The following is a 19,459-nucleotide window of genomic DNA, read 5'->3' on the forward strand; positions in this document are numbered from 1 at the left end:
TTCAATACTTTTATCTAAAATTGTGAAGTATTGAGCATCTTCAAAAAACTTTTTAAGCAAACCTTTATCTATGGTCTGGCTACGGTATTACCCCGTGCTTTGGCCATTTTTTTGGTGCCATTATATGTTATTGTTCTAGGGAAAGAGCAATATGGTATTTATGCTTCATTAATGGCTTTCCTTATTTTAGGAAATGTAGTTTTATCCTACGGAATGGAAACTGCTTTTTTCCGTTTTATTAATAAAGACGAATCTAAAAGAGAGATCGTTCAATCTACAGCGCTTACTTCTTTAACGGTTTCAACCTTACTCTTTTTACTAATATCATTATTGGTTCGTGAACCACTTGCCGGTTTTCTTGAGTTTAAAACCGAATATGTTACTTATGGCCTATTGATATTAGCCTTGGATGCATTGGTTGTATTACCTTTTGTGTGGTTTCGGGCAAACGAAAAACCAATGCGTTATGCTATCATTAAAATTTTTAATGTAGTTATAAACTTGGGTTTCAATCTGTTTTTCTTTTTAATATTACCCGGCTGGGCAGAAAGTAATCCGGACTCATTTTGGGATACAATTTATACAGAAGAAGGAAATGTAGTATATGTTTTTATTGCTAATGCTATTGCCAGTGGAATTACCTTGTTAGTTTTATTACCATTATACATTAAAATTGGCTTCCGTTTTAATAATACTATCTGGAAACAAATGCTGAAATACGCATTACCGGTCTTAGTTGCAGGGATTGCTTTTTCGATCAACGAAGCTTTCGATAAAATTCTTTTAAAATACTTATTACCTGCTGATATTGCTGAAGCAGAAGTGGGTGTATACGCAGCGTGTTATAAATTGGGCGTATTTATGACCCTGTTTGGAACAGCATTTCGTCTGGGAATTGAACCTTTCTTTTTTAATCATGCAAAAAGCGAAAATGCAAAATATACTTATGCCACCATTACAAAATATTTTACTGTTTTCGGGAGTTTCATTTTGCTTTTTGTAATTGTATATATAGATGTTTTTAAACGAATTCTCATTCCCGATAGTAACTTCTGGGAAGCACTGGTCATTGTTCCTGTTATTTTACTCGCAAATCTTTGTTTGGGGATTTACCATAACCTTTCAGTATGGTATAAGGTAACAGACAGAACAAGGTTTGGCGCATATATTTCTGTAGTTGGAGCAGTTATTACCTTGGCTCTTAATTTTGCTTTAATTCCATTTATGAGTTACCGCGGTTCTGCAATTGCAACCTTAGCAGCTTACGGAACCATGATGATACTTTCCTATATTCTGGGCCAAAAATATTATGCAGTACCTTATAACCTAAAAAAAATAATCGGATACCTGTTACTTTCAATAGGCTTTTCAGCTCTTTCCTTTTACGTTTTTGATGAAAATTTAATCATAGGGACTGCATTATTATTGGTATTTTTGTTACTGGTATATTTTTCTGAAAAGAGAGACCTTCAACGAATCTTTAAAAAATGAAAATGAAAATAATTAACAAATCTGAGCACCCGTTGCCTTCTTATGAAACCATCTATTCTGCCGGAATGGATCTACGGGCTAATGTCCCGGAGCCTTCAACATTGAAACCACTCCAAAGAGCTATTGTAAAAACGGGATTGTTTATGGAACTACCTATTGGTTATGAAGCACAGGTACGCCCACGTAGTGGCTTGGCAGCAAAAAAAGGAATTACGGTATTAAATGCTCCCGGAACGATCGATGCCGATTATCGCGGGGAAATAGGCGTTATTTTAGTAAATCTTTCTAACGAAGATTTTACAATTGAAAACGGAGAACGTATTGCTCAATTGGTCATCGCTAAGCACGAACGTGCTAATTGGGAAGAAGTAAACGTATTAGAAGAAACAACTCGTGGTGCCGGTGGATTTGGCAGTACGGGAACCAAATAATAATAAAAACATGAAAATTATTGTCCCAATGGCTGGACGTGGCTCTCGCCTTCGCCCGCACACCTTAACCATTCCAAAACCATTAATCCCGGTAGCGGGAAAACCAATTGTACATCGTTTAGTGGCGGATATTGCCAATGTACTTAATGAAGACATTGAAGAGATTGCCTTTATTTTAGGTGATCCGGCATTTTTTGGCGATGCTATTGTAACCAGTTTAAAAGAATTAGCGATAAGTCTTGGCGCTAAACCAAGTATTTACAGGCAGCTGGACCCCAAAGGAACCGGTCATGCTATAATGTGTGCAGCACCGTCACTGTCGGGACCGGCAGTAATTGCATATGCAGATACACTGATCAGGGCAGATTTCAACCTTGATAAAGAAGCAGATAGTGTTATATGGACCAAAACAGTTGAAAACCCCGAAGCTTATGGAGTAGTGAACCTTAATGAAAGAGAGGAAATCACAGAGCTCGTTGAAAAACCTACCGAGTTTGTGAGTAACCAGGCGGTGATAGGAATTTACTATTTTAAAGAAGTGGAAGTGTTGAAACAAGAACTGGAATATGTTCTGGATAATAACATAATCAATGGCGGAGAATATCAGATAAATGACGGGATCAAGCGTATGATGGCTTCCGGAAAGATATTTAAAACCGGAACTGTAGATGAATGGATGGATTGTGGAAATAAAGAAGTCACCGTAGAAACCAATCGTAGAATGTTGAGGTTTTTAGCTGATAGTGGAGAAGCTTTAGTAGCTCCAACAATTACCAACCAGAATTCAAAAATTATTGAACCCTGTTTTATAGGAGAAGGGGTACAACTCAAAAATAGTACGGTAGGACCTTACGCTTCTATAGGAGAAGGCACAATAATTGAGGATAGTAATGTTAAAAATTGTATAATCCAAAAGGAAGCAGTGATTAAAAATGCTACTTTGGACAATGCAATGATAGGAAATTATGCCGCTTTTGATGGTAATTTCACCAATGTAAGTATTGGAGATTACAGTGAATTAAAATAATGAAGACGTACATCCTTTACATATTAGTTTTCTTCGGAATGAATTTTTTTCCGAAGTCTTTATATGCGCAGGATACAAGGCCAGCCCTTGAAGAAGCTACGGACGATCTGGGAAATGTGAGTGATGCTTTTCAGGAAAGCTTTTTTGAAGCTCTTAAACAAAAAGGAATAGAAAACTATGAGTTGGCTATAGAAGCATTAAGAAAAGCCCAGAAAGCTGCTAAAAATGATCCTTATCAGGAAGCAGTTGTGCATTTTGAAATGGGTAAAAACCTCACTCAACTAAAACAATATGATGAGGCCGAAGAAAATTTTAATAAAGCACTGGAAACTCAGGGAGATCGATTGGATGTTTTGGAAGCATTGTATGACCTTTATTATTTAGAGAAAGACTATGATGCTGCAATTCCGTTGGTTCAAAAACTTATAAAATTTGATGATGATTACAAAGAAGACCTTGCCAATTTGTATTCTCGCACCAAACAATACGATCAAGCACTTAATGTATTGGATGAATTAGATGAGATATGGGGAGAAAGTGATTACAGGGATGCATTGCGAGCACAGATTTATCGTCAAACCGGAAATACATCCGGACAAATTGAAAATTTAGAACACAAGATCGGCACTAACACCAAAAATGAAAAAGATTACCTTAATCTAATCTTTCTGTACAGTGAAGAAGGAGATACTCAAAAAGCATTTGATACTGCAAAAGAATTGCTTGAGAAAAACCCGAAATCACATTTGGCGCATTTGGCATTGTATAAATTTTATTTGGAAAATGAAGAATTTAAAAAAGCAATTAATTCTATGAAAATTGTTTTTAGATCTTCAGAGATTGACAGCGACGGCAAATATCGTGTCTTAAGTGATTTTATTCAGTTTGTGAATACCAATACGGAATATGAAAAAGACCTTGATGAAGTGGTGGCCCTTTTTTCAGTAGAAAATAACGGGAAAGTGTATGAGCAACTTGGAGGATATTATTCAGATAAAGGAATGAAAGAAGAGGCTTTAAAATTCTATGAAAAAGGAGTAGTAAAAGGCCCTGACGATTTCAGTTTGTTAAAGAAAACTTTGTTGCTTCAAATAGATTTTAACAAATTTCCTGAAGCGGCAAAATTAAGTGCTGACGCTTTAGAGATCTTTCCGGCACAACCATTTTTATATTTGGTCAATGGTGTTGCTAACATTAAATTGAACAAACCGGATGATGCCATAGAAAGTTTAGAGAATGGGATAGATTACTTGTTCGATGACTTAAAAATGGAAAAAGATTTTTATGAACAATTATCTATTGCCTTTCTTCAAAAAGGAGATCGTGAAAAAGGAGACCATTATGCAAAAAAGGCTTCAGAAATCAAATACCCTAATTAAGTTTATGAAGTTTACATCCTTCTATTTTTTAATTTTTGCTTTGATGATAACTTCATGTGGCGGAAGTAAAACGATTAACGGTTCGGCTATAGCAGATAAGTCACTTTCAGTTAAAAATATTATTGCCAGTCATAAAGCAGCATCTCCGGATTTTTCAACTTTGGCGGCACGTTTGCATGTAGCGTATGAAGATGAAAGTAAACTACAAAGCATTACGGTAAGCCTACGGATGGAAAAGGATAAAACCATTTGGATTAAAGCTTCTATATTGGGAATTACACTTTCTAAAGTATTGATTACTCCGGAAAGAGTAAGTTATTATGAAACTATTGGGAATACATATTTCGATGGGGACTTTTCACTATTGAGTGAATGGCTAGGTACTGAAATTGATTTTAAAAAAGCACAAGCTATTTTATTGGGACAATCTATATTTAGTGTGAGTCCTTCAGAATATACATCCCGGATTTCGCAAAATAAATATCAGCTATTTCCAAAACAACAACCTCAAAATTTTATTCACTATTTGTTTTTAAACCCGGAAAATTTTAAAGTCTCTTCCGGCTCTTTATCACAGCCTAATGATAAAAGGTTACTATCTATACGTTATAAAGATTATCAACAAATAGGAAGTGATTTTTACCCTTCTAAAATTGTAATAAATGCTTCGGAGAATGATGATAATACCAAAATCGAATTAAATTATAAGAAGATTGACCTCAATGTTTCGATAAGTTTTCCGTTTACTATACCGAGTAGTTATGAAGAAATTCAATTGTAGTTTATGAAAAGATTTAGGTTATATATTTTCTTAGCAGTCGGTTTTTTAACGATTGCAACGGTAATTGCACAACCTAATAAGCAAAGAGAGCTGGAAGAAAAACGACAATCAATTCTTCAGGAGATAAAACAGATCAACTCTTTACTTTTTAAAACACAGGGCAGAAAAAAGTCTATTTTAACGAATGTAGAAGACTTAACTCACCGTATTACTGCCAGGGAAAATTTAATAAAGGTTACCAACCAACAGGCCAATTTTCTAACTCGGGAGATTAACGACAATCTCGAAAAAATTGATGCACTGCAAAAAGAGCTGGAGGAATTGAAAGAAGACTATGCGGCAATGATCAACAAATCATACAAGAGTAAATCACAGCAAAGCAGGATAATGTTTTTACTGTCTTCGGAAAATTTTTTACAAGCGTATAAGCGGCTTCAGTATATGAAACAATACGCAAAGCACAGAAAAGAGCAAGGAGAAAGTATTAAGGAAAAGACCGCCTTATTGGAAATTCTGAATAAAGATCTTCTGGAACAAAAGGATAAAAAGCAGGTACTGATCGAGGAAAACAGGATTGTAAAAACAAAGCTGATAAACGAAAAGAAAGATCATCAGGAATTAATTAAGTCACTTAAAAAGGACGAAGGCAAATTTTCGTCTCAAATACGTAAAAAACAAAGAGAAGCAGATGCTATAGATCGTCAGATCGAAGCTTTAATTAAATCTGCCATTGCCAAATCAAATAAAACTTCGGGTTCTACAAAGACGGTAAAATCCTCTACAACTTTTGCACTTACTGCTGAAGCAAAGGCATTAGCAGCAAGCTTTACAAACAACAAAGGAAAATTACCCTGGCCAGTGGAAAAAGGAGTTGTTGTAAAGCGATATGGGAAACAACAACATCCACAGTTGCCCAATGTAACTACATTTAATAGCGGTGTGGAGATCGCTACAGAAGCCAGCTCGAAAGCGCGAGCTGTTTTTAAAGGAGAGGTTCTTGAAATACAACAATTAAGAGGTGCCAATAAGGCTGTTTATATCCAACATGGAAGCTATATCACTGTATATAATAACTTGATTAGTATCAAAGTGAAAAAAGGTGATAAAGTAACAACCAAACAAGAAATAGGAACTGTTTTTACCAATCCAACGACTGGAAAAACAACTTTAAAGTTCCTTATTTATCAAAATACTAAACGTATGAACCCTGCCGACTGGGTATTTAGAATGTAAAAAAAGGGAGCTGATCGGCTCCCTTTTTTCTTTAAAAATGATTCTCTATTTAATAATCAGTTTTTTGGTTGTAATTTGGTTTTCAGACTTAATAGATACAAAGTACAATCCACTGGCATAGTTTGAAACATCTATTGAAGCAGCATTCGTTTCATTTACACTCAGATCATCAACACTTAATATAGTTTGACCTAAATTATTAACAATACTAATATCAACTGTATTAAAAGTGCTGTCACTAATAGTAACAAATACTTTATTTGAAGCTGGATTAGGATAAAGAGAAATGGCATTATCCAATAGATTTTCAGATACATCAAGCACTACCACTCCGGCCACATTTATGTTGTCAACAAATGTGCTATTCCCGTAGCCATTGATATTTACAAAACGAAACATAATATTTTCACCTAAAAAAGTACTTAAGTCTATTTCTTCATTTCGCCAGTCGCCAGCTGATCCCGGCGTCCATTCAGAAGTAATATAACCCGGAACAGTAGACAGGTCTAAATCTGTTTTATCATAAATTACAGTATAAGTTGCTCCACAGTCAATTGATGCTTCAACTCTCATTGCGTCAAAGAGCGTATTAGAATATTGCGCTTTTGCCAGATCGAAAGATAAAATTGCAGAAGATGCATTAATAAGATCAAAGATCTCAGTTACAAAAATATCTTCTTCACCTGCTTCATTGTAAGAATAGTTATCTATAAATGAGGTAACTGTTGCATTTCCATCACTACCGGTGATACCTAATCGCTCTACCCAGGTTATATTTCCGTCTGGGTTATTAATGGTCCAACCGGGAGGAGGAAAGCCATTGGTTTCAAAAGTTTCCGAAAAATCAAGTTGAGTAGCATCAACAACGGCAAAGAAGTTTTCATCAAGTTGGTCATTGCTCACATTTAAATCTCCCACAAGTTCTACAGCAACGGTTAATGTATAGGAGCCGGATGCTGTAATAGTTAATGGTGTGGTAAAATCATACGCTATTTGTTGTCCGGACCCTAACGTTCCTGTGTAGGTTTCTTGCACTGGTGGGTCACTATCTAATTGATAAGAAACTATAAAATTACTTTGTGGGTCAATTCCGGAGTTTCTAAAAGAAGCAGAAATTATAATATCTGAAGAACCGGAACAAACTAAGGCAAAATCACTTGGGTCATTGTCTATTGATACTGTAGCCAGATCTAACGCCAATGAGCAATTTAACAATCCCCCAGGATGATTTATAGCAATGGTTCTACGACTTATCCAGCCATCAGTATCATTTCTGGCGACCACAGCCGCCCAAATGGGCTCAGTTGGATCTGTAATAGCTACATTGATTGTTGGAGTAGCAGAATTACCTATAAGATCCATATAAGTAGTTCCAAGCATATAGAAATCATAGGATTCAGCACCAGCTACAGCATCCCAGACAAAGGTTGCATCTGTAGGGCAAACTTGTGAAACCTGAACATTGGTGACTAATTCAGCAATCGAGAAAGTTTCATCACTTGTATCTGAAAATGTTCCACTTGTAATTCGAATAAGAGCTTCTCCCGTAACAGTTGCAGGAACATTCCATCCATAGTTAGTAACATCACTGTTTACAGTAGTAATGTTGTTCCATGAACTTCCATTATCGATGGAGTATTCCAAAAGGAAATTAGCTGTAGTATTGATAGCATCCCAATGAATCGATTCTGTCTCACCGGGTACAAAGCTTTCACCTGCATTTGGATATGTTACGGTAAGGTTTTCTGAAATGATCTCATACACAACAAAATATTCTTGAGGTCCTACAGGCACATTGAATCCAGTGATATCAATATCATAATCTCCTGCAGCCGGGCTGTTTATTAGCACCTGTTCTACATTATTTAAATGATCTGCTCCATTTGTAGCGGGTAGATCCAGTGTAGTTGCATTGGGAGTGTGGTCTAATATCCAGGGCAAATGCATTCCGTTTGAAGGGTCTGTTACTACTAGGTCCAGATCATTCACAAGAGCTGGACTTGCACCGGGAGAAGCTTGAGGATCGCTCCAATATACCATAAAACGAACTTGCTGAGTTCCTGCAGGTATATTTATGGTATGTGTATTAGAAACACCTTGCGTAATATCATCAGATAAATAACGGCCATCTTCAATGAGCATTCCGGCTCTAAGCCCATTTACAATTCCCCAACCAAATTTAAAGTCGGGCCCAATATTACCGGCTTCATTAGCTGTATTCATAAGTGTTGCTTTTATCAATGCTGACTGTGGCAAAGCACCACCATTTGCATCACCATAGGCTTCATATAACTGAGCTGCAATTCCTGCAATACCCGGAGCAGCACCGGATGTACCACCAAAAACCATATATTGGTTGTTTTCGTCAGTAGAATTTTGATTTTGTCCGTTTGCAGCTATATCAGGTTTGATTCTTCCGTCATGTGCTGGCCCACGGCTACTTGAACCAACCAAAGAACCATCAAAGAATACATTGGCAGTAGCAATTACATTTTTACCTTGCTTATGACCACCGGTAATATTTCCCCACTGGTTTCCAGCTCCATACCCACAATTATTATTGTTAGAGTTTCCAGCAGAGAATACATGAAGAAGTGTTGGAATAGTGCGTGTTTGTTCATCTACTGTTTGTGTTATGGTAGTATATCCTGCATTACAGCCATTACTATAAGAGGAATTGGTAATTTGAACGTCACCACTATTAATTAGGGTCACAGTTTCAGTGTCGAGAAAATTAGGCTCGTAATTTACTACATGAACATTTGAGCCGGCTGCCATCCCACGCATCGATGGGTCGAGGTTTCCGGCACCTGCCATGATTCCGCCAACACCATCACCATGTGAAGGCCCTGACCCACTTGCTGTGCTATTATCAATTCTTCCTTGAAAATCTATGTGAGGCCCTACAATTCCATCATCACGAACCATTACTCCTATTCCCAGACCGGTATAATTTCTACCTGCACCGGTTTGAGTGTCCAATCCATTAGCTCTGTGCAAACTTCTACCTCTGGTATCATCCGGAACAGATGGAGCTACAATTAGTTCTACCCATTTTACGTATGGTAAATTGGAAAGAGCTTCCAAACAATTATTTGGGATAGACAAATCTATATTGTTAGACCCTTTGTATTGCTGGCGTACAGCAATTTGCTGATTCACCAGATCATTAATAACAAATTGTGTATTTACATTTTTATGATGCTGAAGTGTCACCAATATATTATCCCCTTCTGTCGCCCAATGTTCATAGGGAGGGCTTTTTAATGCTATAGATAATTTATGAGCCCCCGCAACAGGAACAATAGCCCTAACACCATTATCTTTTAGAAAAGAAATAGCGGTATTTTCCGGAAAATAAAATAAATAGGTTTTGTTGGGGATATATTCCAATAATTGAAGGCTATTGAATTTAAAAAGATCTTGTATGGACTGGGCAGGAGTTTCGTAAAACTGAACCCAACCATAGTAGCCATTATCTAGCTTTGAAGACTCTGGCATTTGGTTCCATTGAAACGAATCAATATTTTCAGAAATTTCAATATTTTCATTTTGAAACTGAATAGTGTAGCGAGATTGAGCAAAAGACATTGAAAAAACAAATGCCATTGCCAATAAAATAAAGCCCTTAGACTTCAATTGTAAGGGGGTAGTAGTTTTTTTCATTTGAGATAGATTAGGTTTAAGAATTAGTTTTTGATGGGTTAATTTCTTAACAAGAGTTTCAAATATAGATATTTAAAATCTAAGACTATTACAATACCTATAAAAAATAAAGCTTAAAAGAACACATAAATACTATATAATCAATGAACTACAATAAGAAACTTTTTAAAAAGACAAATTCTCTTTTCAATAAAATAGCCGTCTAGTATTTTGGTTAAGACGGCTATTTTTATTAATTGAAAAATATTTAATTTACTGAATGATCAGCTTTTTTGTAATAGAAACTTCTTCAGATTTAATTGTGATGAAATACAACCCGGTCTTGTAATTAGAAACATTAAATGAAATGCGGTTAGAACCGTTTGGTGCTTCGTTTACACGCTGCAATTCTTGTCCTAAACTGTTAGCTACAGTTACCTTTAAAGTTTCAAGCAGAGGGCTGTTAAAAGCAATGGTCACTTCATTACTGGCCGGATTTGGATATATTGCAATGTTTTCCAATGCTATATCTTCAACACCTAATACGCAGTTTAATAATCCACCTCCGTAGTTTACAGCATTGCTTCTTAAGCCTTCCCAACCTTCTGTATCATTTTTAGGAGCAACAGCATACCATATTTCGGCATTAAAATCAGTGATAGGAACTGTAATACTATTAGTATTAGACGTTCCAACCACTTCCATATACTTGTCTCCTAAGACATAAAGGTCATAAGACTCTGCATCTTCAACTTCATTCCACTCAAAGGAGGCAGTTGTTTCACACACAGTTACAATTGATACTCCGGATGCCTGCCTTGCAATGGAAAAGGGTTCATCACTGGTATCCTGAAAAGTACCACTTGTAATTCGTATAAGTGCTTCTCCTGTTATTTCAATGGGTACTCCCCAAGAAAAGGTGCTTGAACTGTTGTTTACGGTAGCAATAGGAGTCCAGCTAGAACCATTGTTTGTAGAATATTCCAGGTCATAATCCGTAGTAACATTAATAGCATCCCAATGAATTACCTGTGCCGTTCCCGGAACAAACTTCTCTCCGGAATTTGGATACGTAAGTGTAAGGTTCTCTGAAATAATTTCGTAAACAATAAAGTATTCTTGCGGACCTACAGGCACATTGAATCCGGTTATTTCAATATCGTAATTACCTGCTGCAGGATCATTTATTACTACTTGTTCCATATTATTCAAGTGATCGACTCCATTAGTAGCTGGTGTGTCTAAGGCGGTTGCATTAGGTGTTGGATCAAGTATCCATGGCAAATAGTCTGTACTTCCAGGATCTGTTACTACCATATCCAGGTCATTAACCAAAGCAGGGTCTGCGCCGGCGGTAGCCGCTGGGTCGTTCCAATATACCATAAAACGAACTTGCTTTGTTCCTGAAGGAACAGCAATTGTATGATTATTATTATTACCTTGCGTTATATTATCTGAAAGATAACGACCATTCTCAAGCAATAATCCTGCACGCAGCGCATTTACAAGTCCCCAGCCCCATTTAAAATCAGGGCCTACATTCCCTTTGTCTTGTGCTGTATTTAAAAGCGTAGCTTTAACTAGTGCAGATTGTGGTAAAGTGCCACTATTAGCTTCAGCATAAACCTGATATAATTGTGCCGAAATTCCTGCAATTCCAGGAGAAGCAAATGAAGTGCCATTTGTGCTGGAAACATATGAGTTGTTGGGTAATGTGGAAGAAACTCCTGCTCCATGAGCAGCAATGTCAGGCTTAATTCGACCATCTGTAGCAGGGCCACGACTACTGGAACTTGCTAAAGTTCCTATGAAGTTGGAACTGGCAGTAGCAATAACATTTTTTCCTTGTTTGTGACCTCCGGTAATATTACCCCATCCAGATCCAGCGCCATAGCCACAATTTGAAGTTCCTGAATTACCACACGAAAAAACATGTAATAAAGTGGGTTCTGTATTAGTTTGAAGATCTACTGTTCGTGCTCTTGTATTGTAACCATCATTACAGCCATCGCCATAAGAAGAATTGGTGATTTGTACTGAGCCGTCATCAATTAAATCTGTTGTAGAAAAATCCAAGAAACTGGAGGCATACATTACTACATGTAACTCGGATCCGGCTGCCATACCTCTAATAGAGGGGTTTATATTCCCGGAACCACTTAATACTCCTGCCACACGGTCTCCATGAGTATTGGTAGATCCATTGTTTCCTATTAAACCATTTATTCTACCTTCAAAATCAATATGAGGACCTACTGCCCCGTCATCTCTAACTAAAACACCTATCCCTTCACCAGTATAATCTCTTCCGGTATTTGTTTGGGTGTCTAAACCATTGGCTCTATGAAGGCTTCTACCTCTTAGGTCTTCTTTAACAGGAGGTGCTGCAATTAATTCTACCCATTTTACATAGGGAAGGTTAGACAATTCATCCAGACAATTATTTGGGATAGAAAGCTCCAGATTGGTTGAATTTGTATATTGGCGTGTCAATGCAATTTGTTTTGTTGCAAGATCATGGATTACAAAGCTTGAACTCACATTTTCATGGTGTACTAAGGTTACCAAAATATTATTCCCGTCCATAGCCCAACTTTCATAAGGTGGATTTTTTAACGCTGTAGAAAGTTTAAAACTACTTTCTACAGGAACTATAGATCGTACACCTTTACTTTTTAAATATGCTACCGAAATGTTTCCGGGAAAATAGAATAAATAGGCTCTATTGGGAATATATTCTAACAACTGAAGATTGTTAGCTTTAAATTCATTCTGAATATCTTGAGAAGGAGTTTCATAAAACTGGATCCATCCAATATACCCATTATCAAGCTGGGAAGATTCCGGCATTTGATTCCACTCAAAAGAATCAATATTTTCAGAAATTTCAATCGAATCTCCTTGTAGTTGAATTGTATATTGATTTTGAGCAAATGACATCGAAAAACAGAATAAAAACGCAAAAAATGACACATAACTACTTTTCAAAAGAAAAGTTAGAGTAGTTTTTTTCATAGATAATGATTTAAATGTGTTAGTGATTTTTAAAGAATACCAAATATATTCAATTAGCTCAAAAAACCTATAAAAAAAGCTGTTAATTAAGATGTTGTTAAAAAAGCAAACCCCTATAAATCAGGCAGATTTATAAGGGTTTTAGCGTTTTTATAAGAATGATTTTTTAAAGCTATTCGAAGAGTGCCTTTAACTCCGTAGCTTCCTTAGGAGCTATTTTTCCGGCCAGTAATAAGCTTAGTTGTCTTCTTCGCAAAGCGGCAGCATGCCTTTCTTTCTCCAGAGGGGTTTCGGGGATCAATTTTGGAACAGGAACAGGGCTGCCCATTTCGTCTACGGCAACAAAGGTATAAATACCTTCGTTTGCTTTACTTCGCATTCCACTTTCACGATCTTCTATCCAAATATCCAGAAACACTTCCATGGAGCTTTTAAAAGCCCGGGACACATGAGCTTCTACGGTAACGACACTTCCTAAGGGTATCATTTTATTAAAAGCCACGTGATTTACAGAGGCTGTCACTACAATACGTCTGCTGTGTCTTCTGGCAGCTATACTGGCCGCACGATCCATTCTGGCTAACAATTCACCTCCAAACATATTACCAATTGGATTGGTTTCACTGGGAAGCACCAAATCTGTTATTACAGTTCGAGAGTCTTTGGGTGTCTTTGATTCCATTTAAATTTTTTTGCAAAGGTACACAGTATTGCCTCGAAAGAGAGAATGTTTTTATTGAAAAGAAAAGATTATTTTTTTAGTTCTTGTACCAGTAACCAGGCGTCTTTATTTTCGATACGTTTAATAGAACGAAGGCTATGTAATGCTTCCAGGCGATCTTCATGGCTGCTGTAAACTACCTGGTGTAGGCCATACCTGTTTTTGCCAATTAATTTTGGAGAAAATCCCTTAGCGGTAAGTTGTGCTATTTTTTTATGAGCATTATTTTCAATTCTAAAGGCTCCGGCTACAATATGATATTTACCGATTTGTTTGGGAAGCGTAACATTAATAGCAGGCAAAGGGCTTTCGATAACAAAGGTAGCTTCTTGTATTTGATTTTCTACCAACTGATTTGCCTTTTGCTTCTCTGCAAAATTGTGTTTTTGCACCTCTCCTTCATATAGCTTAAGCCCACCTAAACCTGTTATAGCAATTGCAATGAGTCCAATAGCGGCATATCTAAGGTAAGGCTTGGCAATTCGCTTTTCAGGAGTAAAAAGAATAGGTGTTTTTTCTTCAAGTGCTTTTACATTCTCTTTATAAACTTCACGATTAATCTTGTGTGAAACAAATGAACTCAACCCAAAAGAGGCAGTACTGAAATTTTCTTTTTCTGAGGGTAAAAACTGAACTGATTTTTCTGCATTTAAAAAGAATTCACCTATTTTTTTTAAAGAAACCGTTTCTCCTTCGGAAAGTTGCAAAGAAAGCTTTCCTGTAAAGTTTCTAATTTTCTGAAGCGCACTTTCATAACTGCAATTTTCTACAGAAGCAACATAATTAGCAAGCAAACCATCATTGGTTTGTAATTGCCTGTTAAAAGAAAGTGTTTTTCCGGGGGGATAAAATGTATCTGCATCGATCTTTGCAGAATGGTATTGTGTTAAGAATGCCCCAAAGCCTGGAATGATCACACATTCATAGCGGTATAATAAATCGTTGATGTAAGTTGCTAATTGCATTAAAACAAACTTAATTTTTTTTTCAGTTGCATTCAATTTTAAATGTAGTAACTTATTAACACATAAAAAAGTTTAATTTTGGAAGCTCCCCGGTTTTTTAAGAAACCGATGTATGCTTTCAAGAACTGAATTACTTTACACCCTTGCACTTCAATGCGTTCCAAACTTAGGGGATACTTCTGCAAAAAAACTGTTACACCATGTAGGCTCCGCTGAAGGAGTTTTTAAAGAAAATAAAAACACACTTTTAAAGATCGATGGTATTGGGGCTTTTAAACTGAAAGATCTTTCAGAAAAAAGATTTTTAGATGTTGCAGAAGAAGAGCTTAGATTTATGGAAGCCAATGGTATTGCAATTAGTTATTTTAAAGATAAAACGTATCCCGAAAGGCTAAGGCATTGCCAAGACGGGCCTATTCTCTTTTTTCACAGTGGGAATATTGACCTTCAAAACAAAAGGATTCTTAGTATTGTGGGAACACGAAATATTACTACTTACGGTACTGCATTTTGTGAGAAACTGATAGAAGAATTGACACCTTTAAATCCTGTTATTGTTTCCGGATTTGCCTATGGCGTGGATATTACCGCACACAAAGCTGCCATTGATAATGGGCTACAAACAATCCATTGCATTACCCATTTGTAATATTCAATTGACTGTAATAAAACCAATTGATCGAGATTTTCCATATGAAGAAGATGAGTCTCTCGGAGCTATACTGAAGCGGATTAGACTGAAGTTAGGATGGACTCAACATCAAGTAGCAGATTTCATAGGTGTTAAGAGAAATAGATATCAATACTATGAAAGAAACATTAATTGCCCAGATTTTGTAAATAGAAAAAAGATAATTGAATTCTTAGGTTATAACTTTTGGGATAATGGGACAAATTCACTTTCAAATCGATTACTATGCTATCGAATAAATGAAGGAATAAACGCCGCAGTTTGTGGACAGCTAATAGGAGTAAGTAGTAATACAATTAAAAGAATAGAAACAGGGATTCACGTTTCAGAATACACTTTTAAATTAGTTGATACCTTTATCAAACGAAGTCTAAAAATTAGGCAATAAATCGAAGCTAAATCTGTTCTTGACTCTTATTGGGCGTTTTGTATTTTAAATATATTCTTTATATTTGGTTCTCCCCATAATTAATACTCCCCGTTTTTGTTATAGAATTATTACGCTCCTATTGGGAAACGTATGGAATATATTATTAACTAACCATCTAATATGACTTCAAAACTGGAGACCTTCCTTGAATTCTATGAGGAAACTTCTATAATTGATCCATCTCGGATATTTGAGCAAAGTGGAAATGAAGCTAGCCTTTTTAAAATAAATGGCAAGGAGTATCAGTCAGAAATATACTGGCCTGTCGCTTTAGATAAAGAGCTCTTTAAAAGACTTAAATATAAAAGGACTAGATTATTTGCTTTATGCGGCCCTTCCGGTTCAGGGAAAAGCTCTGCTTCATACATCGTTAAGAAGAAAATAGCACGAAATAGAAAAGTCAAAATTATTGAAATTGACATTAGGATAGAGGAATCCAGAAAAATCCATGATAATAATGGTATTAGTATTGATGAATCATACGTTCGGGATTTACTATTGACGGATTTTGAAAGACATTTTCGTTACATACCAAATTCGAGTTCAAATAAACGAATCAAGTTATATTGTTTCATTCTTACTACTTCGGTAGAGGCTCTAAAAATTAAAAATTATCAGTCATTTAGAGTATTTGAAGGACTTATCAATAGAATAAACTTCCTTTACGACACCTATCAAACGGACTTAAACTTGAGTCTTGAAGATTGGATTATATATTCCATCAAAAGTAAGGAGGAAGAAGTAATAGAAATAATTAAAGAACTAGATTCACATCTGGATATCCCACATTACGTCTCCTATTACTTCTACACCAAAGAATTTGAAAGAGTCATTATTTGGATAGATAATATCGATGCATTTCCAAATCTACTACAAACCGAATTTGTTGCTGTTCTTCAGAATATACAACAATCATTTCTGAATTTAGCCGATATTATTGTTGCCGTTCGAGAAGAGAACATATATAGAGAAGGCAAGTTTCACGATAATTTTAATCAACCGCACATTTCTAAAATATCCTTTAAGGATGAATCTCAGCAAGGTGGTTTTCAAGGTTATAGTGCTATAAATGTTCCTATTTTAAAAAAAGCAGATTTATCAGAAATTATAGAACGAAGATTAGATTTTTCTTACAAGAAACTAAAGGAAAAAAGCTCTGATATAGAAAATAGAATAAGAGAACTAAGGGCAGAGTTACAAACGGCTATGAAAGAATTTCCCCTTAACATACCATACATAGAGGAAGAAATTGAAGATAAAAACTCAGAGTATAAAGAACGATTCGGGAAAATAATTAATAAAACAGAGTTTTTAAACATAAAGCGGTTGTCTAAAAGGCTCGTGAATCTATTTCATAAAGAAAAGGTTATTTTTTTAAGTAATAATTCTTTGAGAGATTATCTGAGAATCCACTCAAATTTTCTTACTTATCTATATCGCGTTCATTACATAGATGATTCTGCTCAGATACCAGACTTGAAATCAATAAATGATAGATTGATTATTACTGAATTTCTTTCCTGGATACACTCTGTAGATGCTTCATACGGAATAAACACCTTCAATGTTTTGGAAGAAACAGGAAGAATTTGGCTAAGTACGAAAAGAAATCAAAGGGTTAGTTGCTTTGTTCCTTATGTCATATTAACTCGGATTTGGAATGAAAGCACCTCCAAAATAAGAAGGTCAAGTCCTCGCAACAATCCTCTGGTTGAAAAGATAATTAAGTCTATTGCTGCTGATTTCAAAATATCAAAAACAAAGGTTAAGAAAGGGCTATACGACTTATTTCGTCAGGATGGGGGTTCTAGGAATTTTGTTGCATTTCGGTCAAAAAAAGTCATTTTATCATATAAGGACATTGATGTCAAAAGTACGGTAAAGGTCACTTATAGGGGTAAAGTTGCCCTTGGGCATACTATAAATTCATTTGGGTATTTGTTTGATTGCTACAGAAAAGAACAAGATATTGAGTACTTAGATATTACTCCATATTCCTATAATAAATATTCACTGAAGATGTTAAATAGTATAACTAACATTATAAAGTTACACTTATCTGCATTACAGAAAATTAGGGACACTAAGTATAATGGTGATATGGAAAATTGGTACGATAAATATTTATTTAAGTACGGACTTCCATGTGACTATAGATATGTTAGAAAATCGATAAGAGGAGTCAACATTGAAAATTGCAAATACAGCAGAACTATATACATAGTATCTCTTTTATATTCATTATCTAGTTTTTATGGGAACAGTTCGCATAAAATAAGGGTAAGATTGAAGGAATTATTAAAGAAAACTCAAGATTACATACTCCGAATCGAAGAAGGAGAAACAATTGATTTTGCAAATGAAGAAATTTGATATGGATTATTCGAAGAAATCAGATCAACAATTAGTTGATTTAATAACTGCAAACCCTAATAGTACAGAGTCGAGCAAAGCCCGGGTTGTTTTAGAAGCCCGTAAGCTTATTACTGAAAAAAAAAGAAATTCCTTTTTATTCATAAACACAATTCTGCTATCAATATTGGCCATTACAAACCTTATTTTTGTTGTATTAAGCTATAACTGCAAAATGTAGTTTTTGGCTTTTTGGTTAAGGTTATCGACAAAAAAATCCTTTGAGTTTACAGGAAGTTATTAGCTAAAAAAGTGTGTCACGTTAAGTGAAATGGCACTAAAAACTGCTTCTATATTAGGTTCTCTCCCTGGATATTTAGGCTTTTCAAAGTTTATGTTTTTTAACTCATCAATATTTCTTTTAAGCACCTCAGCAATTTCAAACTTAGTCTTGGCTTTCCATTTTTGAAAAATTGACCTGATCTGATTCCTCGAGTAGAGATAAACGGGTATATCATTCCTTTTGGCCCAAGAAGAAAATCGTTTTATTACTTGTTTTGATCTTTCTCCTTTTCTACAGAATGAACAATTTGTATTTTCCATTATAATAGTGGCTGGTCCATGTACCTTAATTATCTTTTTCATGAGCTTGAGAATTTTTGAAGAGTTGAACTTCTTGAGATCATGAAGGTTAAACTCAACTAGTTCTACAGGGTTATTCATAACTGCATATGCTAAACCTCTAGTACACGGATAGAATGAAATGGTTTTCTCAGGAACTACCAAAGTTGACTTACCCATGATGTCCATTGCTTAATGAATTGACAATTTTAGAGATACATTTTATTCTACTGATGCTCTTCGGAGATTCCTTCCCCTTAAGGTTGGCAATAAGTTTATCACTTCGCTCTAAAAGTTGTGCATATAGATGAGCATACAGATCTGAAAGCATCTCCTCTAAGGGTGCTTTGAAGAGTATATGATAAGTTAATAGAGTTACTACTGTTAATGGTCTATCACCAGCCTCCACCCTTTTAAGGTGGTCATGATCAATATTGGTTATGTATGCTAGATCCTGTAGTGTGAGTCCTGCTTTTTTTCTAAACTGAGCAAGACTATTGATATTAGTTTTCATATAAATTGTAAAAGGCGTCGGGGTTACGAATCGACGCCTTTTGCAGTATAGACAATGCACTAAACTAGATAAAACACCGCAAGAATTATCTTAACCGTGGAAATAATGTGAATATGTTTGTGTCTAAATAACCTAAGTTCATGGGTGAATGCGTTTGCATTCA

Annotated in this window: 15 protein-coding genes; 9 read left to right on the forward strand and 6 right to left on the reverse strand. The window is 35.7% G+C overall.

Annotated features, from left to right (window positions below):
- The first annotated feature begins 30 nt into the window (after window positions 1-30).
- The 6 genes from ACY2RT_RS06285 to ACY2RT_RS06310 are packed head-to-tail and all read left to right on the forward strand — an operon-like array spanning window position 31 to window position 6,342.
- Window positions 31-1,491, forward strand: coding sequence for a lipopolysaccharide biosynthesis protein (locus tag ACY2RT_RS06285; protein ID WP_490155049.1), 1,461 nt, complete (start codon window positions 31-33; stop codon window positions 1,489-1,491).
- Complete coding sequence (gene dut, locus ACY2RT_RS06290) at window positions 1,488-1,922, forward strand: dUTP diphosphatase (RefSeq protein WP_490155050.1); 435 nt, start codon at window positions 1,488-1,490, stop codon at window positions 1,920-1,922. Before ACY2RT_RS06285 ends, dut begins: the two co-directional genes overlap by 4 nt.
- 10 nt (window positions 1,923-1,932) lie before the next feature.
- The gene (locus ACY2RT_RS06295; RefSeq protein ID WP_490155051.1) at window positions 1,933-2,949 is read left to right on the forward strand and encodes a sugar phosphate nucleotidyltransferase; all 1,017 of its coding nucleotides are present in this window, start codon (window positions 1,933-1,935) and stop codon (window positions 2,947-2,949) included.
- Window positions 2,949-4,328, forward strand: coding sequence for a tetratricopeptide repeat protein (locus ACY2RT_RS06300; RefSeq protein ID WP_490155052.1), 1,380 nt, complete (start codon window positions 2,949-2,951; stop codon window positions 4,326-4,328). Before ACY2RT_RS06295 ends, ACY2RT_RS06300 begins: the two co-directional genes overlap by 1 nt.
- A 4-nt stretch (window positions 4,329-4,332) precedes the next feature.
- Window positions 4,333-5,109: a lipoprotein insertase outer membrane protein LolB1 gene (lolB1, locus tag ACY2RT_RS06305; RefSeq protein ID WP_490155053.1), complete on the forward strand. Its 777-nt coding sequence runs from the start codon at window positions 4,333-4,335 to the stop codon at window positions 5,107-5,109.
- 3 nt (window positions 5,110-5,112) lie between these two features.
- Window positions 5,113-6,342: a murein hydrolase activator EnvC family protein gene (locus ACY2RT_RS06310; protein ID WP_490155054.1), complete on the forward strand. Its 1,230-nt coding sequence runs from the start codon at window positions 5,113-5,115 to the stop codon at window positions 6,340-6,342.
- A gap of 45 nt (window positions 6,343-6,387) precedes the next feature.
- On the opposite strand, the gene ACY2RT_RS06315 is transcribed toward ACY2RT_RS06310, so the two are convergent.
- The 4 genes from ACY2RT_RS06315 to ACY2RT_RS06330 form a co-directional block, all read right to left on the reverse strand.
- Window positions 6,388-10,008 carry a S8 family serine peptidase gene (locus tag ACY2RT_RS06315; RefSeq protein WP_490155055.1) on the reverse strand — a complete coding sequence of 1,207 codons (3,621 nt, stop codon included), beginning with the start codon at window positions 10,006-10,008 and terminating at the stop codon, window positions 6,388-6,390.
- 252 nt (window positions 10,009-10,260) lie between these two features.
- Window positions 10,261-13,002 carry a S8 family serine peptidase gene (locus ACY2RT_RS06320; RefSeq protein ID WP_490155056.1) on the reverse strand — a complete coding sequence of 914 codons (2,742 nt, stop codon included), beginning with the start codon at window positions 13,000-13,002 and terminating at the stop codon, window positions 10,261-10,263.
- 172 nt (window positions 13,003-13,174) lie between these two features.
- The gene (locus ACY2RT_RS06325) at window positions 13,175-13,684 is read right to left on the reverse strand and encodes an acyl-CoA thioesterase (protein WP_490155057.1); all 510 of its coding nucleotides are present in this window, start codon (window positions 13,682-13,684) and stop codon (window positions 13,175-13,177) included.
- 68 nt (window positions 13,685-13,752) lie between these two features.
- A complete protein-coding gene (locus ACY2RT_RS06330; RefSeq protein ID WP_490155058.1) occupies window positions 13,753-14,688 on the reverse strand; it encodes an HU domain-containing protein in 936 nt (311 codons plus the stop codon).
- 112 nt (window positions 14,689-14,800) lie between these two features.
- Here ACY2RT_RS06330 and ACY2RT_RS06335 point away from each other — a divergent pair, with 112 nt between their 5' ends.
- From ACY2RT_RS06335 to ACY2RT_RS06345, 3 genes are all read left to right on the forward strand, one after another.
- Entirely contained in the window at window positions 14,801-15,337 is a 537-nt protein-coding gene (locus tag ACY2RT_RS06335; protein ID WP_490155059.1) for a DNA-processing protein DprA, read from the forward strand.
- Window positions 15,300-15,767: a helix-turn-helix domain-containing protein gene (locus ACY2RT_RS06340; protein WP_490155060.1), complete on the forward strand. Its 468-nt coding sequence runs from the start codon at window positions 15,300-15,302 to the stop codon at window positions 15,765-15,767. Before ACY2RT_RS06335 ends, ACY2RT_RS06340 begins: the two co-directional genes overlap by 38 nt.
- 162 nt (window positions 15,768-15,929) lie before the next feature.
- Entirely contained in the window at window positions 15,930-18,182 is a 2,253-nt protein-coding gene (locus tag ACY2RT_RS06345; RefSeq protein WP_490155061.1) for a hypothetical protein, read from the forward strand.
- A 279-nt stretch (window positions 18,183-18,461) separates the two neighbouring features.
- Here ACY2RT_RS06345 and ACY2RT_RS06350 read toward each other — a convergent pair whose 3' ends face one another.
- Together ACY2RT_RS06350 and ACY2RT_RS06355 are read right to left on the reverse strand one after the other, a co-directional pair.
- Window positions 18,462-18,962 carry a hypothetical protein gene (locus tag ACY2RT_RS06350; protein ID WP_490155062.1) on the reverse strand — a complete coding sequence of 167 codons (501 nt, stop codon included), beginning with the start codon at window positions 18,960-18,962 and terminating at the stop codon, window positions 18,462-18,464.
- The gene (locus ACY2RT_RS06355; RefSeq protein WP_490155063.1) at window positions 18,955-19,296 is read right to left on the reverse strand and encodes a helix-turn-helix domain-containing protein; all 342 of its coding nucleotides are present in this window, start codon (window positions 19,294-19,296) and stop codon (window positions 18,955-18,957) included. Before ACY2RT_RS06355 ends, ACY2RT_RS06350 begins: the two co-directional genes overlap by 8 nt.
- Between the last annotated feature and the right edge of the window lie 163 nt (window positions 19,297-19,459).

The sequence above is a fragment of the Ulvibacter sp. 2210JD10-4 genome, assembly GCF_058148525.1.

Excerpts from the sequence above, each read along its gene's own strand:
- ACY2RT_RS06315 (WP_490155055.1), bottom strand. The coding sequence starts at position 10,008 with ATGAAAAAAACTACTACCCCCTTACAATTGAAGTCTAAGGGCTTTATT.
- ACY2RT_RS06295 (WP_490155051.1), top strand. The coding sequence starts at position 1,933 with ATGAAAATTATTGTCCCAATGGCTGGACGTGGCTCTCGCCTTCGCCCG.
- ACY2RT_RS06320 (WP_490155056.1), bottom strand. The coding sequence starts at position 13,002 with ATGAAAAAAACTACTCTAACTTTTCTTTTGAAAAGTAGTTATGTGTCA.
- ACY2RT_RS06340 (WP_490155060.1), top strand. The coding sequence starts at position 15,300 with ATGGGCTACAAACAATCCATTGCATTACCCATTTGTAATATTCAATTG.
- ACY2RT_RS06325 (WP_490155057.1), bottom strand. The coding sequence starts at position 13,684 with ATGGAATCAAAGACACCCAAAGACTCTCGAACTGTAATAACAGATTTG.
- ACY2RT_RS06310 (WP_490155054.1), top strand. The coding sequence starts at position 5,113 with ATGAAAAGATTTAGGTTATATATTTTCTTAGCAGTCGGTTTTTTAACG.
- ACY2RT_RS06355 (WP_490155063.1), bottom strand. The coding sequence starts at position 19,296 with ATGAAAACTAATATCAATAGTCTTGCTCAGTTTAGAAAAAAAGCAGGA.
- dut (WP_490155050.1), top strand. The coding sequence starts at position 1,488 with ATGAAAATGAAAATAATTAACAAATCTGAGCACCCGTTGCCTTCTTAT.
- ACY2RT_RS06350 (WP_490155062.1), bottom strand. The coding sequence starts at position 18,962 with ATGGGTAAGTCAACTTTGGTAGTTCCTGAGAAAACCATTTCATTCTAT.
- ACY2RT_RS06345 (WP_490155061.1), top strand. The coding sequence starts at position 15,930 with ATGACTTCAAAACTGGAGACCTTCCTTGAATTCTATGAGGAAACTTCT.
- ACY2RT_RS06330 (WP_490155058.1), bottom strand. The coding sequence starts at position 14,688 with ATGCAATTAGCAACTTACATCAACGATTTATTATACCGCTATGAATGT.
- lolB1 (WP_490155053.1), top strand. The coding sequence starts at position 4,333 with ATGAAGTTTACATCCTTCTATTTTTTAATTTTTGCTTTGATGATAACT.
- ACY2RT_RS06335 (WP_490155059.1), top strand. The coding sequence starts at position 14,801 with ATGCTTTCAAGAACTGAATTACTTTACACCCTTGCACTTCAATGCGTT.
- ACY2RT_RS06300 (WP_490155052.1), top strand. The coding sequence starts at position 2,949 with ATGAAGACGTACATCCTTTACATATTAGTTTTCTTCGGAATGAATTTT.